Annotated in this window: 10 protein-coding genes; 8 read left to right on the top strand and 2 right to left on the bottom strand. The window is 59.2% G+C overall.

What is annotated here, in order from left to right:
- The first annotated feature begins 90 nt into the window (after positions 1-90).
- Entirely contained in the window at positions 91-909 is an 819-nt protein-coding gene (locus AB4P96_RS09700) for a pyruvate, water dikinase regulatory protein (protein ID WP_003193298.1), read from the top strand.
- Positions 910-1087: 178 nt separating this feature from the next.
- On the opposite strand, the gene AB4P96_RS09695 is transcribed toward AB4P96_RS09700, so the two are convergent.
- A complete protein-coding gene (locus tag AB4P96_RS09695) occupies positions 1088-2512 on the bottom strand; it encodes a PLP-dependent aminotransferase family protein (protein ID WP_099548997.1) in 1425 nt (474 codons plus the stop codon).
- A 160-nt stretch (positions 2513-2672) separates the two neighbouring features.
- Between AB4P96_RS09695 and AB4P96_RS09690 the strand changes: the two genes are divergently transcribed.
- Genes AB4P96_RS09690 through AB4P96_RS09670 form a run of 5 tightly spaced genes read left to right on the top strand, consistent with a single transcriptional unit; the run spans position 2673 to position 8158 of the window.
- Positions 2673-3566, top strand: a complete 894-nt coding sequence (locus tag AB4P96_RS09690) for a DMT family transporter (protein ID WP_017134754.1) — start codon at positions 2673-2675, stop codon at positions 3564-3566.
- Positions 3567-3601: 35 nt separating this feature from the next.
- Positions 3602-5464, top strand: a complete 1863-nt coding sequence (gene moeB / locus AB4P96_RS09685; RefSeq protein WP_099548797.1) for a molybdopterin-synthase adenylyltransferase MoeB — start codon at positions 3602-3604, stop codon at positions 5462-5464.
- A gap of 15 nt (positions 5465-5479) precedes the next feature.
- The gene (locus tag AB4P96_RS09680; RefSeq protein ID WP_017134752.1) at positions 5480-6394 is read left to right on the top strand and encodes a PLP-dependent cysteine synthase family protein; all 915 of its coding nucleotides are present in this window, start codon (positions 5480-5482) and stop codon (positions 6392-6394) included.
- 37 nt (positions 6395-6431) lie between these two features.
- The gene (locus AB4P96_RS09675) at positions 6432-7424 is read left to right on the top strand and encodes a serine O-acetyltransferase (RefSeq protein WP_017134751.1); all 993 of its coding nucleotides are present in this window, start codon (positions 6432-6434) and stop codon (positions 7422-7424) included.
- Positions 7425-7426: 2 nt separating this feature from the next.
- Positions 7427-8158, top strand: coding sequence for an alanyl-tRNA editing protein (locus AB4P96_RS09670; RefSeq protein WP_017134750.1), 732 nt, complete (start codon positions 7427-7429; stop codon positions 8156-8158).
- Positions 8159-8220: 62 nt separating this feature from the next.
- On the opposite strand, the gene AB4P96_RS09665 is transcribed toward AB4P96_RS09670, so the two are convergent.
- Entirely contained in the window at positions 8221-9069 is an 849-nt protein-coding gene (locus AB4P96_RS09665; RefSeq protein WP_395600719.1) for a hypothetical protein, read from the bottom strand.
- A 390-nt stretch (positions 9070-9459) separates the two neighbouring features.
- On the opposite strand from AB4P96_RS09665, the gene AB4P96_RS09660 reads away from it, so the two are divergent.
- Both AB4P96_RS09660 and AB4P96_RS09655 read left to right on the top strand, forming a co-directional pair.
- Positions 9460-11205, top strand: coding sequence for an ABC transporter permease subunit (locus AB4P96_RS09660; protein ID WP_099548794.1), 1746 nt, complete (start codon positions 9460-9462; stop codon positions 11203-11205).
- 14 nt (positions 11206-11219) lie between these two features.
- Positions 11220-12542 (top strand): AAA-associated domain-containing protein, encoded by a 1323-nt coding sequence (locus AB4P96_RS09655; RefSeq protein WP_138449325.1) that lies wholly within the window; start codon positions 11220-11222, stop codon positions 12540-12542.
- Positions 12543-12684: the final 142 nt, after the last annotated feature.

The raw sequence follows: 12684 nt of genomic DNA, 5'->3' as shown, positions 1-12684 counted from the left end.
AAAATAAGTGAGAATGCGGCCCACTGCGGGACGGCAAAATCGCGCCTATCATATCCAAGATTCGCCATCAGCTTAAGGCCCAGGGCTCAAATGAAACGATCTGCTTTCTTTATCTCCGACGGCACCGGCATCACAGCCGAAACATTGGGTCAGAGCCTGCTCGCGCAGTTCGAAAACATTACCTTCGCCAAATTCACGCGGCCTTATATAGACAGCGTGGATAAAGCGCGGGCCATGGTACAACAAATCAATCTGGCGGCTGAAAAAGACGGTTTTCGCCCGATCATTTTCGACACCATCGTCAATCAAGACATTCGTGAGATCCTGGCAACCTCCAATGGTTTCATGATCGACATCTTCTCTACGTTCCTGGCGCCATTGGAACAGGAGCTGAGTGAACATTCCTCCTACTCCGTGGGCAAGTCCCATTCCATTGGCCACAACTCCAACTATATGGAGCGTATCGAGGCGGTGAACTTCGCCCTCGACAACGATGACGGCGCCCGCACCCACTACTATGACAAGGCTGACCTGATCCTGGTGGGCGTGTCTCGCTGCGGCAAGACCCCGACCTGCCTGTACATGGCCATGCAATTCGGTATCCGCGCAGCCAACTACCCGCTCACCGAAGACGACATGGAGCACCTGACGCTGCCTGCCGCCCTGCGTGCGCATTCGCACAAGCTGTTCGGCCTCACCATCGACCCGGACCGTCTTACCGCCATCCGCAACGAGCGCAAGCCCAACAGCCGCTACTCCAGCTATGCCCAGTGCGAGTTCGAGGTGCGCGAAGTGGAAAATCTATTCCGTCGCGAGAATATTGCGCACATCAATTCCACGCATTTTTCGGTGGAAGAGATTTCGGCGAAGATTCTGGTGGAAAAAGGTGTGGAGCGCCGCTTCAAATAGTGGGTGCCTGCACGGGCGCCATCGCAGGCAAGCCAGCTCCCACAAGGGAATGCATTCCAAATGGGGGAGATTCTGGTGGAGACCTGAACTGGCCCCAGCAAGCCAGCTCCCACAGGGGAATGCATTCCAAATGTGGGAGCTGGCTTGCCTGCGATGAACGATAACGCGGTAAACCTGCCTACAGCTGAAACCTGTCACCGCCCTGCCCCAGCGCGGTGGCCAGCGCATCAAAGCCCTCACGCAGCAACTGATCATCGCCTGACGTATTACAAATACTCGCCCGAATAAACTGCGGCACCGCCGTCTGCCCTACGGCAAATGCCTCAGCGGTGGCGATCAGGTAATTATTCTGCTTGAGCTCCGCCTCGATTTCCGACGCACGCCAGGGCTCCGGCACTTCAATCCAGAAGTGCGGGCTGTTGAGGTGAGTGCGGTATTCCAGCCCCACCAGCAGATCACGCACCAGAGCCTTGCGCCGGCTGATTTCGTTGATTTGCTGGCGCAGCAGGTATTCCGCCGTGCCGTTTTCGATCCATTGCGTCGCCAGCTCCAGCGTCACCGGCGTAGCCATCCAGCAGGTCGAGCGCAAGGCCGCCGAAATCCGGCTGACCAATGCCGGTGGCGCATGCACATACCCCACCCGCAGCCCGGCAGACACCGCCTTGCTCAGGCTGCTGATCAAAATCGTACGCTCGGGCGCGAAAAAGCTCAGCGGTGGCGGGCGATCTTCCACTAACACGCCGTGGGCTTCGTCTTCCAGAATCAACAGATTATGCTCGCGGCACACCTTGGCCAGCGCTTCCCGGCGTGCGACCGACAGCACGGCCGTGGTCGGGTTCTGGATCGTCGGGGTGCAGTAGAGCGCCGAAACCCGGTGATTACGACAGACTTCATCCAGCGCACCCGGCAGCACGCCTTCGTCATCCATCTCCAGGCCGATCAGCCGTACACCGAGCATACGTGCGGCGGTGATAAGCCCTGGGTAAGTCAGTTGCTCAGTGACCACCGTATCCCCCGCCCGCAGCAACGCCATCATGGCGCAGAGCAGGCCATGCTGGCCGCCGTTGACGCAGATGACCTGCTCGGGAATCGGATGAAAATCGCGCTGCACCAGCCATTGCGCACCGGCCTCGCGGTAGCGCGGCAAACCGGCATCCGGCGTATAGGCGCTGATGTCCTGAAGGAATTTGGCGTTGGTCGACAAGGTTTGGAAGCTCTGGGCCAGAAACACCGTTTCTTGCCCGGGAATGTGCATGTTGCGGCTCATGTCGAAGTACTGGCGCGGCTCTTCGCTGACGTTACGAAAGCCTTCATCACGCTGGCGCTCCATCCCACGCTTGCGCACGAAGGTGCCGTCACCGACACGCGCCACCACTAACCCCAGGCGTTCCAGCTCGCCGTAGGCTCGGCTGATGGTGCCGATGGTCACGCCAAGGTTATCGGAAAGAACCCGATGGGGCGGCAGTTTGCGCCCCGGCTCAATCAAGCCTTCAAGGATGCCCCGCTCCATCACATCGGACAGGCGTTTGTACTTGACGCCCTGACCGCTGGACAACCCCTCACGCATAATTGACACCATGTCAATATTTGTTTTGACAGCCATCATTCGCCCTAATAGTGTGCTTTTACGGGTTCAATCACCGGATGAAACAACTTAATACACAGTCAATATAGAGTTCAATTCCGGCTCAGGGAAGCAATAAACGATGCCAATGTCCGCCGTTCTTGAAAACACTACAAAAACAAAAAATCAGAAACAGTGGTTGGCCGGTCTGGTCACCAGCGTGATGTTTCTCATCGTGTGCCTGAGTTGGGGCACCACCTGGCTGGGCATCAAGATCGCCGTCGAAAGCGTGCCGCCGCTGACGTCCGCCGGGCTGCGCTTTCTGATCGCATTCCCGCTGTTCCTGTGTTTTGCCCTGGTGCGCCGCGAGCCGATCCTGTTCCCGCGCGAAAGCCGCTGGTTCTTCGTATTTGTGACCCTGTCATACTTCAGCGTTCCCTATTACTTGCTCAACTACGGCGAGATGCACGTGTCGTCCGGCCTCACCGCGCTGCTGTTCAGCTGCATGCCGGTGTTCATCCTGATTTTTTCCGCGCTGTTTTTGCGCGAGCGCATCTACTTTTCCCAGGTGGTCGGCATCGGCATCGGTTTCGGCAGCCTCTACATGATCATCAAGAGCCAGGGCCTGCACCTGGACCACGCCGAATTCTTCGGCGTGCTGGCAATTCTGACCGCCGCGATCATGCATGCCTTGTGCTACGTCATCACCAAGCAAAAAGGCAGCGCCATCAGCGTGATTACCTACAACACATTGCCCATCGGCATCGCCGGGTTGATGCTGTTCGTGGCCGGCCTGTGGTTTGAAACACCGACGTTCGAAAACATCACCCTGCGTTCATGGAGTGCCTTGTTCTACTTGGGATTGGTCGCGTCGGTGGGCGGGTTTATCGTGTACTTCATGTTGCTCAAACGTTTGAGCCCGATCATTTTGTCATTCGTGTTCATCATCTTCCCGGTGTTCGCGGTGATCATCGGCGCCTGGTACGAGGGCGTGGAAATTTCCCGTGACCTGATGCTGTACTCGGCCATCCTGCTGGCCGGCTTTGCGATCACCAAGTTGCCAGTTGAAAAACTCCTGGCCAAGAAAAATTGACCCTTAAACCACAACTACAACAACGCGAGAGAAACATGGAAGTCCTCCGCCCCACCGCTCTGGAACAGATCTATGCCCATGCCAGCCGCAGCTACCCGGAAGAATGCTGCGGTTTTGTCTTCGCCGATGGCAGTGTGTACCTGGGCAACAATATCCAGAATGAGCTGCACCACAAGAACCCCGAGATGTACCCGCGCAGCGCGGCCAATGGCTATACCTTTTCGGTGGCCGACACCCTGCTGATGAACAAGGCGTTTCGCAGCGACAACCCGGTGGTGGTGATCTACCACTCCCACCCGGACGTCGGCGCCTATTTCAGTGATGAAGACCAGGACAAGGCACTGTTCCTGGGTGAGCCGATCCACCCCGTCAGCTACCTGGTGGTGGACGTGCGCCAGGGCCAGGCCCTGGGCTCAAAGCTGTTTGCCTGGGATGGCAAGCAATTCGCCCTTAAACCCTTCAACGACCTGCACACGGAGTTGTCCATGAACGCTGTCTCTTTCCCCGATATTCTGGTTCGCGTGGCCAAGCTGCCGGAATCGACCCTTGAGGGCACTGGATCGACATTGCGCGAAGTCATTGAAAGCCTCTGCAGCAGCCACCCACAGCTGCGCACGCACCTGTTTCATGAAAAGAACAACCAGCTCAAGGAACACTTCCTGTTCACCGCCGAGGAAGAACTGATCGGCGCCGATGAGCAGTTGCCGGAAAAAGCCAAAATCGAAGTGCTGCTGGCCACCTCCGGTGGCATGGACGTCGACCAACTGAGCAACGAAGAAGTGCAGCGCTACGTACGCCACATCACCCTGCCCGGCGTCGGCCGGGAAGGCCAGTTGAACCTGAAAAAAGCCAAGGTACTGATCATCGGTACCGGCGGCCTGGGTTCGCCCATCAGCCTGTACCTCGCGGCAGCCGGCATCGGCACCCTGGGCCTGGTGGATTTCGACGTGGTCGAGAGCAGCAACCTGCAACGCCAGATCGTGCACGGCAACAGCACCCTGGGCATGCCCAAGGTCGAGTCGGCCAAGCGGCGGCTGCAAGACCTCAACAGCCATATCCAGATCAACGCCCACGACACTGCACTCAACGCCGACAATGCGTTGGAGCTGGTCGGCGCCTATGACCTGGTGATCGACGGCACTGACAATTTCGACACCCGCTACCTGGTCAACGATGCCTGCGTGCAATTGGGCAAGCCACTGGTGTACGGCGCCATCTACCGCTTCGATGGGCAGATCAGCGTGCTCAACTACAAAGGCGGGCCGTGCTACCGCTGCCTGTTTCCTTCAGCACCGCCGGCCGAGTTGGCACCCAATTGCAGCGCCGGGGGCGTGATCGGTGTGCTGCCGGGTGTGGTCGGGATGATCCAGGCCACCGAAGCGATTAAATTACTCATCGGCATCGGCGAACCGCTGTCGGGCCGCCTGATGCGCTTCGACGCGCTGGCCATGAAGTTCAGCGAGATCCGCTTCAAACGCCGTGCCGACTGCCCATGCTGCTCAGACCTGCGCCACAGCGAAAGCGTCGCGCCAGCCGTTTGCGCGGACGCCCTCCCGAGCCAGCCCGCGTTGGCCGAGGAGCGCTACATCAAACCACGCGTGCTCAAGCAACTGCTCGAACACCCACGCAGCGCCGACGTGCTGCTGGATGTGCGCGACGCCAGCGAGCTGGAGGTGTGCAAATTGCCGGGCGTGGTGCATATCCCCCTGGCCGAACTGGATGGGCAGTTGGACAGCCTCAGCCGCGACAATACCCATTACCTGATCTGCTACGCCGGAACCCGCGCCGAGCAAGCGGCCGGCACCCTGCTGGCCGCCGGCTTCGCCAATACCAAAGTCCTGCAGGGCGGCATGAAACATTGGGTTCGCGACGTCGAACCCGACATGCCTTTGTACTGATCCGGGGGCTGAGCGATGTTGCATAACTCCATTCTCGACGTGATCGGCCATACGCCGATCGTGCGCCTGGCGCAGTTTTCCGAAGACCTCGGCATCGAGGTCTACGCCAAGCTCGAATCCCTCAACCCTGGCGGCAGCCACAAGGCGCGTATTGCCCTGGGCATGATCCTCGACGCAGAACGCCGAGGCGTGCTGATTCGCAACTGCGGGCAAACCATCATCGAGCCCAGCGGCGGCAATACCGGCATTGGCCTGGTGATGGCCGGCAATGTGCTGGGCTACAAAGTGGTGCTGGTGATCCCTGACAACTACAGCCCCGAAAAACAGAAACTGCTGCGTTTATACGGCGCCAAGGTGGTGCTGTCGGACAGCCGTCTGGGCAACAACTCCCACGGCGAAAAGTGCATGGAACTGCAGTTGGAAAACCCCAACTTCGTGATGCTCAACCAGCAGCGTAATGGCGCCAACCCGCAGACTCACCGCGACACCACCGCACCGGAAATCCTCCGCGCGTTCGGCGAGCAGCGGGTGGACTACTTCGTCAGCGGCATCGGCACCGGTGGCCATATCACCGGCATCGGCGAAACCCTCAAGGCAGCCTGGCCCGCGATGCGCATCATGGGTGTGGAACCGGAGGAGTGCGACCTGCTCAAGGACCAGCACGCGCCGCACCATATTCAGGGCCTGTCGATCGGCTTGATCCCGAGCATTCTTAACGTGGGTGTACTGGACGGCATGCTCAAGGTCTCACGCCTGGCGTGCCTCGACATGATGAAACGCATCATGCGCACCGACGCCATCAGCTTGGGTTTGTCTTCGGCCGCCAACATGGTTGCCATTGCCCAACTCGCTCCCGAACTCCCGCCTGAAACGGTGGTGTTGACCATGGTCTACGACAATGCCGATAGCTACCTGCCCAATTTCGAATAATCGGTTTTTCAACCATCCAGACTGTGGGGGTGCCTCCATGGGGGGCTTTATCGACATGCAACAGCTGCACGATGAGTTGCTCACTCACCTCATCCAGACCCTGACGCCTGCGCAGATGAAGCAGTTGGAGCCGCATTTGGCGCCATTGATCCAGAATGCCGCCCAGGCCGTGGCAGAGGACTTGATTGCCTATGCCTATCGCGACCCTGCGTCCCGTGGGCGTGGCGAACTGATCCTGGAATCCTACGCGTCGTTCAAGGCGGTGCTGTTCTACCGGTTGGCACACTTGGTGTGGAATTTTCCCGACCCGGCCAACGGTGTGTTTTCACGCATGGCTCTCAAGCTCAGCAACCAGGGCAAAATCCTCTCCGGCGCCGAAATCCACCCCGCAGCCCGCATTGGCCGGCGCTTTGTGCTGGATCACGGCTTCGGCACCGTGATCGGCGAAACCTGCGAGATCGGTAATGATTGCTACATCCTCTGCGGCGTGACCCTCGGGGCCCGAGGCATTGCCAACAACCCGGACGGCAAACGCCACCCGCGCCTGGGCAATAACGTCGAGGTAGGCTCCGGCGCCCGTGTGCTGGGCTATGTGCTGATTGGCGACAACGTTTTTATCAGCCCTTCGTGTGTGATCACCCAGGATGTGCCGGCGGGCACCAAGGTCAAGGTGGTCAACCAGATCCAATTACAAAAGAATGCCGAATCGGATCACAGCAATTACCTGGGGGCTTTCGCGCTGGATGAGCGTTTGCACGTGGTCGGCGAAGTCAGCGCCAGCCACAAGGTCACGGTGCTGGATGCCGACTTTCACCCTTTGCAGGGGCTGCTGCTGGAGCCCACGGTGAAGGAGCGCCATCATTTGCAGTTTCGTCTGCGTCGCCTGGATACCGGCGACCATCTGCCACGCTTGCCGCTGAACCTGAAAGTCTGTGGCCCCGAATTTGAGATCACCCTGCTCTCCCCGCCTGGCTTGAGCGCAATGGTGCGTCACCTGCTGCAAGCCAGCCCACTGATCGTCGGAGGTTGAACATGTCCGTGCATACCATGGAAACCCTGGCGCTGTTTGACAGCGCGCCCTACCAGAACGCCTTCAGCGCCCGGGTGATTGCCGTCAGTGAACAAGGCATTGCCCTGGAACACACGCTGTTCTACCCCACCGGCGGTGGGCAACCGGGCGACACCGGGCACCTGACCCTGGCCGACGGCACGCGGGTCAACGTGACCGGCACCGTGCGCGACCCGGTGTTGCGCTCGATCATCTGGCACCAGGTTGAACACTGCCCCGAGCAATTGACGGCGGGCGTGCAGGTGGATGCCGGCCTGGATTGGGAACGGCGCTACCAGCACATGAAGATGCACACCTGCCTGCACCTGCTGTGCTCGATCATTGATGCGCCCGTCACCGGCTGCAGCATCAGCGCAGACAAAGGCCGCCTGGATTTCGATTTACCGGAAATGACCCTCGACAAGGACAGCATCACCCGCGACCTTAATGCCTTGATCGAACAAGCCCATGCCGTGAAGACCCTGTCGATGCCCGCCTCGGAATACTCGACCCTGCTGCAGATCACCCGCACCCAGGCGGTGGCGCCACCGGTCATCCAGGGCTCGGTGCGGGTAATAGAAATCGCCGGGATCGATATCCAGCCGTGCGGTGGCACCCACGTGATCAATACCGAAGAAATCGGCCGGGTGTTCTGCGAAAAAATCGAGAAGAAGAGCAAGCATAACCGCCGGGTGATCCTGCGGTTTGAGGGCTAAAGTACGCGAGTCGGCCAAGCGTGGGCGCTGGAGACCCACGCTTGCCGAAGTGAAGCCAAGCCTTACTGCTTCGCCTCATCAAGGTGCTTTTTCAACACTTGAACCTGTTCCTCAAGCAATGAAATTTGTGTGCTGTAGTAGGACTTCATCTCAGCAATACCCGCTTCGATATTAGCGTTGTCCACCCTGAATTGATCAGCGGTGGGCAGTGCCTGCGTGGGTGACTCGTTGGTCGGATCTGCCGGCTCATCGCTGGTGGTCATAATGGACTTATCCGCTGGCGCCGTTGGCGCCTGGGTTTCAGGTTTGGTCATCGTCTTGACCTGCTCAGTCATACTTTTAAGCTCCTTGCCCAACGCTTCAAAGGCCTCTTTCATCCGCTGCATGAGCTCGCCGATATCATCGCGCAACTGCGTATTTAGCTTGAGCGCCTCCTCAAGCTCTTGATCCTGGGCAACTTCAGTTGTCCGAGCGTCTTGAACAACCTGCTTAACCGACTCTTGAGGTGTTTGAGGCAGTTCTACGGGGGCCTCGTCGGTGTCTTTGCATGGAGCACTCAGTTGCTCACGCAGTTCGACAATATCGTTTTTAAGATTGACGATTTTCTCCTGGCACTCGGTGATAAACGCCTTGAAGTCGATCAGGAGCTGGTTATTTTTACCCAACAACTCCAGGGTCTCAGCCTGTGGGCCGACCTTATGCAATTGCGGCTGGTTAACGAGGGTGTTGTGGCTCGAAAACTGACCGCGTTGCTCTGCCGTCACGGGCGGCCGAGGAGCTGCAGCATCGCCCTGTGTGTCGACACCCGTTGAGGTATCGGCCATGTTTTTCTGACGAAGGGGCTGCGAATATTGCGACGCCTCGTAGCCCGTTGGGTAGTTCGTTTGTGGCCGGGTATTTACGCTATTCATAGGGTGCTTTCTCAAATCCAGACAGTGCTGAGTTGTGGGTTGGCAGAGACTTGCTGCGGCAAGTGATCTGACCCATTGATTGGCATTTATCTGAAAGCGGTTCCCGGGATACAGGATGTGTGGGTAGCTAATTATGTCGGCAGCTCAATCAGTCTTTTCCTGAAGGTTGATCAACGCAGGCAAAACCGGTGCCCAAGCCGCAGTTCGTACAGGAAACTGACAGCAAATTTATGTGCTTGTAACATTCAGAAACGTACAATCCCGCCAGCAATGCATCGTTGCCCCTGACTCACGAAAACAGCGCCCGTCCTCCTCGGTGGGTCATTCGTGCAGCAGCTAAGCTCACTCCCATTACGCCCCTGAACCTGAACGCTGCAGGACTGAATGCCTATGAACAAAGTGTTCCGCGATTACCTGCCGGCATCCACCCTGCGCTTACTGCCCAACCGCTGGGACCTGGTCGCGCTGCCGCTGGTGATCGGCTTTCTGCTGTTTTTCTCCCTTACCGCGCGGGAAACCTGGGCGCCTATCGCCACGTTGCAAAGTGAAGTCATTTCCCTCGACCCGGCCAACCTGCCGGAATACGCGATGCGCACCACGATGCGCATGCTCGCGGCCATGGTCGCGGCGCTGGTTTTTACCCTGCTGTACGGCACCCTGGCCGCCAAAAGCCGACGTGCTGAAAAGCTGCTGGTGCCGGTGCTCGATATCCTGCAATCGGTGCCAGTGCTCGGCTACATCTCATTCACGGTGACGTTCTTTCTGCTGCTGTTCCCTGGGCGCGTGCTCGGCGCCGAGCTCGCGGCGATCTTTGCGATCTTCACCAGCCAGGCCTGGAACATGACGTTCAGCTTCTATCAGTCGCTGCGCATGCTGCCCCACGATTTGGTAGAGGTGTCGACCAACCTGCGGCTTTCCGGCTGGCAGAAGTTCTGGAAGCTCGATGTGCCGTTCGCCATGCCGGGGCTGGTGTGGAACATGATGATGAGCATGTCCGGCGGCTGGTTCTTCGTGGTCGCCTCCGAAGCCATCACCGTCGGCGACAAGACCATCACCCTGCCGGGCGTAGGTTCGTACCTGGCCTTGGCGATCGCCCAGAAAGACCTGCACGCCGTGGGTTACGTGATTTTGGCGATGATTGTGGTGATCCTGCTGTACGACCAGTTGCTGTTCCGCCCGCTGGTGGCCTGGGCTGACAAGTTCCGCATGGAAACCACTGCGTCCCAGGGCGCTGCGCCACAATCCTGGCTGCTGAACCTGATCCAGCGCACGCGCATCGTGCAACGCAGTCTGCGCCCTATTACCCGCACCTTCAGCCGGATCGGCAACAAACGCTTCAGCCTGGCGGGCGGTGCGCTCAAGGCGTTGCCGGCAGAAACACCGGCGGCGTCAAAAGTGATCGACTGGGTGTGGGGCACGTTGATTGCGTTGCTGGCCGCGTATGCGCTGTACCACATCGTGCAATACGTCGGCACCGAAGTGACCTTCGCCGAAGTCGGCCACGTGTTTGTACTGGGCCTGATCACCTTGCTACGCGTGGCCGGGCTGATTCTGATCGCCTCGCTGATCTGGGTGCCTTTAGGCGTAATGATCGGCTTGCGCCCTGCACTGGCGGAAAAAATCCAGCCGCTGGCACAGTTTCTCGCGGCTTTCCCGGCGAACCTGCTGTTCCCGGTGTTTGTGATCGTGATCCTGCACTACAACCTCAACCCGGATATCTGGCTGAGCCCGCTGATCGTGCTGGGCACCCAGTGGTACATCCTGTTCAACGTGATTGCCGGCGCCAGTGCCTTCCCCAATGACTTCAAGGAAGCCGCCGCCAACTTCCGCATCCGTGGCTGGCTGTGGTGGCGCAAGGTGATGCTGCCGGGGATCTTCCCCTATTACGTCACCGGCGCCATTACCGCCTCGGGCGGTGCCTGGAACGCCAGCATCGTGTCCGAGTACGTGTCCTGGGGCCAGGACAATGTGGTCGCCCATGGGCTGGGCGCCTACATCGCGCAAACCACCGCGGCCGGCGACTTCCCGAAAATTGCCCTGGGCGTGGTGGTGATGTCGATCTTCGTGGTGGCGTTCAACCGCGCAGTCTGGCGGCCGATGTACGCCATCGCTGAAAACAAACTTCGTCTGAATTGATGGGATTCGCCGTGATGACTACCTACACCGAAAACACTGCCGATACCCCGCAAATCTACTCGCTGAAAAACGTCAACCGGGTGTTCGGTAAAGGTAAAGACGAGCTGCAAGTGCTCAGCGGCGTCGACCTGAGCCTGCACGAAGGTGAGATCGTCGGCATGCTTGGCCGTTCCGGCTCGGGTAAATCCACCTTGCTGCGCATCATCGCCGGGCTGATCCAGCCATCCTCCGGCGAAGTCCGCTACAACGGCGCGCCGCTCAACGGCCCGGCCGAAGGTGTGGCCATGGTGTTCCAGACCTTTGCCCTGTTCCCCTGGCTTACCGTGCTGGAAAACGTCGAAGCCGGCCTGCAAGCCTTGCAAGTCGAGCGCAAGGAAACCCGCCGGCGCGCCTTGGCCGCCATCGACTTGATCGGCCTCGACGGGTTTGAAAACGCTTACCCGCGCGAACTCTCCGGCGGCATGCGCCAGCGCGTGGGGTTTGCCCGTGGCCTGGTGGTCAACCCGACGCTGTTGCTGATGGACGAGCCCTTCTCGGCCCTTGACGTGCTCACCGCCGAGACGTTGCGCACTGACTTGCTCGACCTTTGGAGCGGCAAACAGCTGCCGATCAAGTCGATCCTGATCGTGACCCACAACATCGAAGAAGCGGTGCTGATGTGCGACCGTATTCTGGTGCTGTCATCCAACCCCGGCCGCGTGGTGGCCGAGATCAAGGTGCCGTTCGCGCACCCGCGCAACCGCCTGGACCCGACGTTCCGGCAAATGGTCGACGACATCTACGCACTGATGACCGACCGACGCAGCGCCGATGCCAGCCGTGGAATACCCGAGCTGAAAATGGGCAGCCTGCTGCCGGAGGTATCCACCAACCTGATGGCCGGCCTGATCGAAACCCTGGCCGCCGAGCCTTACAACGGCCACGCCGGCTTGCCGACCGTGGCCGAACGGCGCTTGCTGGAAGTCGATGACCTGTTCCCGGTGGCCGAGATGCTCGAGCATTTGGGTTTCGCTGAACTCAAGGGCGCGGACATCACCCTCACCGAGGCCGGCAAGCTGTTCGCCGACTACGGCACGCAAGAGCGCAAAACCCTGTTCGCCGAGCACTTGATCAAACACGTGCCCCTGGCCGCGCGGATTCATCAAGTGTTGCTTGAGCGCAGCGGGCACCGTGCGCCACGGGTGCGTTTTGAGCAGGAGCTGGAAGACTCGATGACCGAAGCCTTTGTGGAGAAAACCCTGGAAAGCGTGGTGGCGTGGGGGCGTTATGCGGAGATTTTCTCCTATGACGACCATACCGAGACATTCAGCCTGGATGATGTGGAAGGCAGTATGTAATGGACCAAGTGGGAGCGGGCTTTTTGTGGGAGCTGGCTTTTGTGGGAGCTGGCTTGCCTGCGATGCAGGCGACTCGGTGTTTCTGAAGTACCGAGGTGATGCTATCGCAGGCAAGCCAGCTCCCACACAAGCTAGCTCCCCC

The sequence above is a fragment of the Pseudomonas sp. B19125 genome, assembly GCF_044218855.1.
In the GTDB taxonomy this organism is placed as follows: domain Bacteria; phylum Pseudomonadota; class Gammaproteobacteria; order Pseudomonadales; family Pseudomonadaceae; genus Aquipseudomonas; species Aquipseudomonas edaphica.
The sequence above is the reverse complement of the archived record's forward strand: the minus strand, read 5'-3'. Positions and strand labels throughout refer to the sequence as shown.

Bases quoted from the DNA above. Each gene is read 5' to 3' on its own strand.
- AB4P96_RS09700 (WP_003193298.1), top strand. From the start codon at position 91: ATGAAACGATCTGCTTTCTTTATCTCCGACGGCACCGGCATCACAGCC.
- AB4P96_RS09695 (WP_099548997.1), bottom strand. From the start codon at position 2,512: ATGGCTGTCAAAACAAATATTGACATGGTGTCAATTATGCGTGAGGGG.
- moeB (WP_099548797.1), top strand. From the start codon at position 3,602: ATGGAAGTCCTCCGCCCCACCGCTCTGGAACAGATCTATGCCCATGCC.
- AB4P96_RS09680 (WP_017134752.1), top strand. From the start codon at position 5,480: ATGTTGCATAACTCCATTCTCGACGTGATCGGCCATACGCCGATCGTG.
- AB4P96_RS09675 (WP_017134751.1), top strand. From the start codon at position 6,432: ATGGGGGGCTTTATCGACATGCAACAGCTGCACGATGAGTTGCTCACT.
- AB4P96_RS09670 (WP_017134750.1), top strand. From the start codon at position 7,427: ATGTCCGTGCATACCATGGAAACCCTGGCGCTGTTTGACAGCGCGCCC.
- AB4P96_RS09665 (WP_395600719.1), bottom strand. From the start codon at position 9,069: ATGAATAGCGTAAATACCCGGCCACAAACGAACTACCCAACGGGCTAC.
- AB4P96_RS09660 (WP_099548794.1), top strand. From the start codon at position 9,460: ATGAACAAAGTGTTCCGCGATTACCTGCCGGCATCCACCCTGCGCTTA.
- AB4P96_RS09655 (WP_138449325.1), top strand. From the start codon at position 11,220: ATGACTACCTACACCGAAAACACTGCCGATACCCCGCAAATCTACTCG.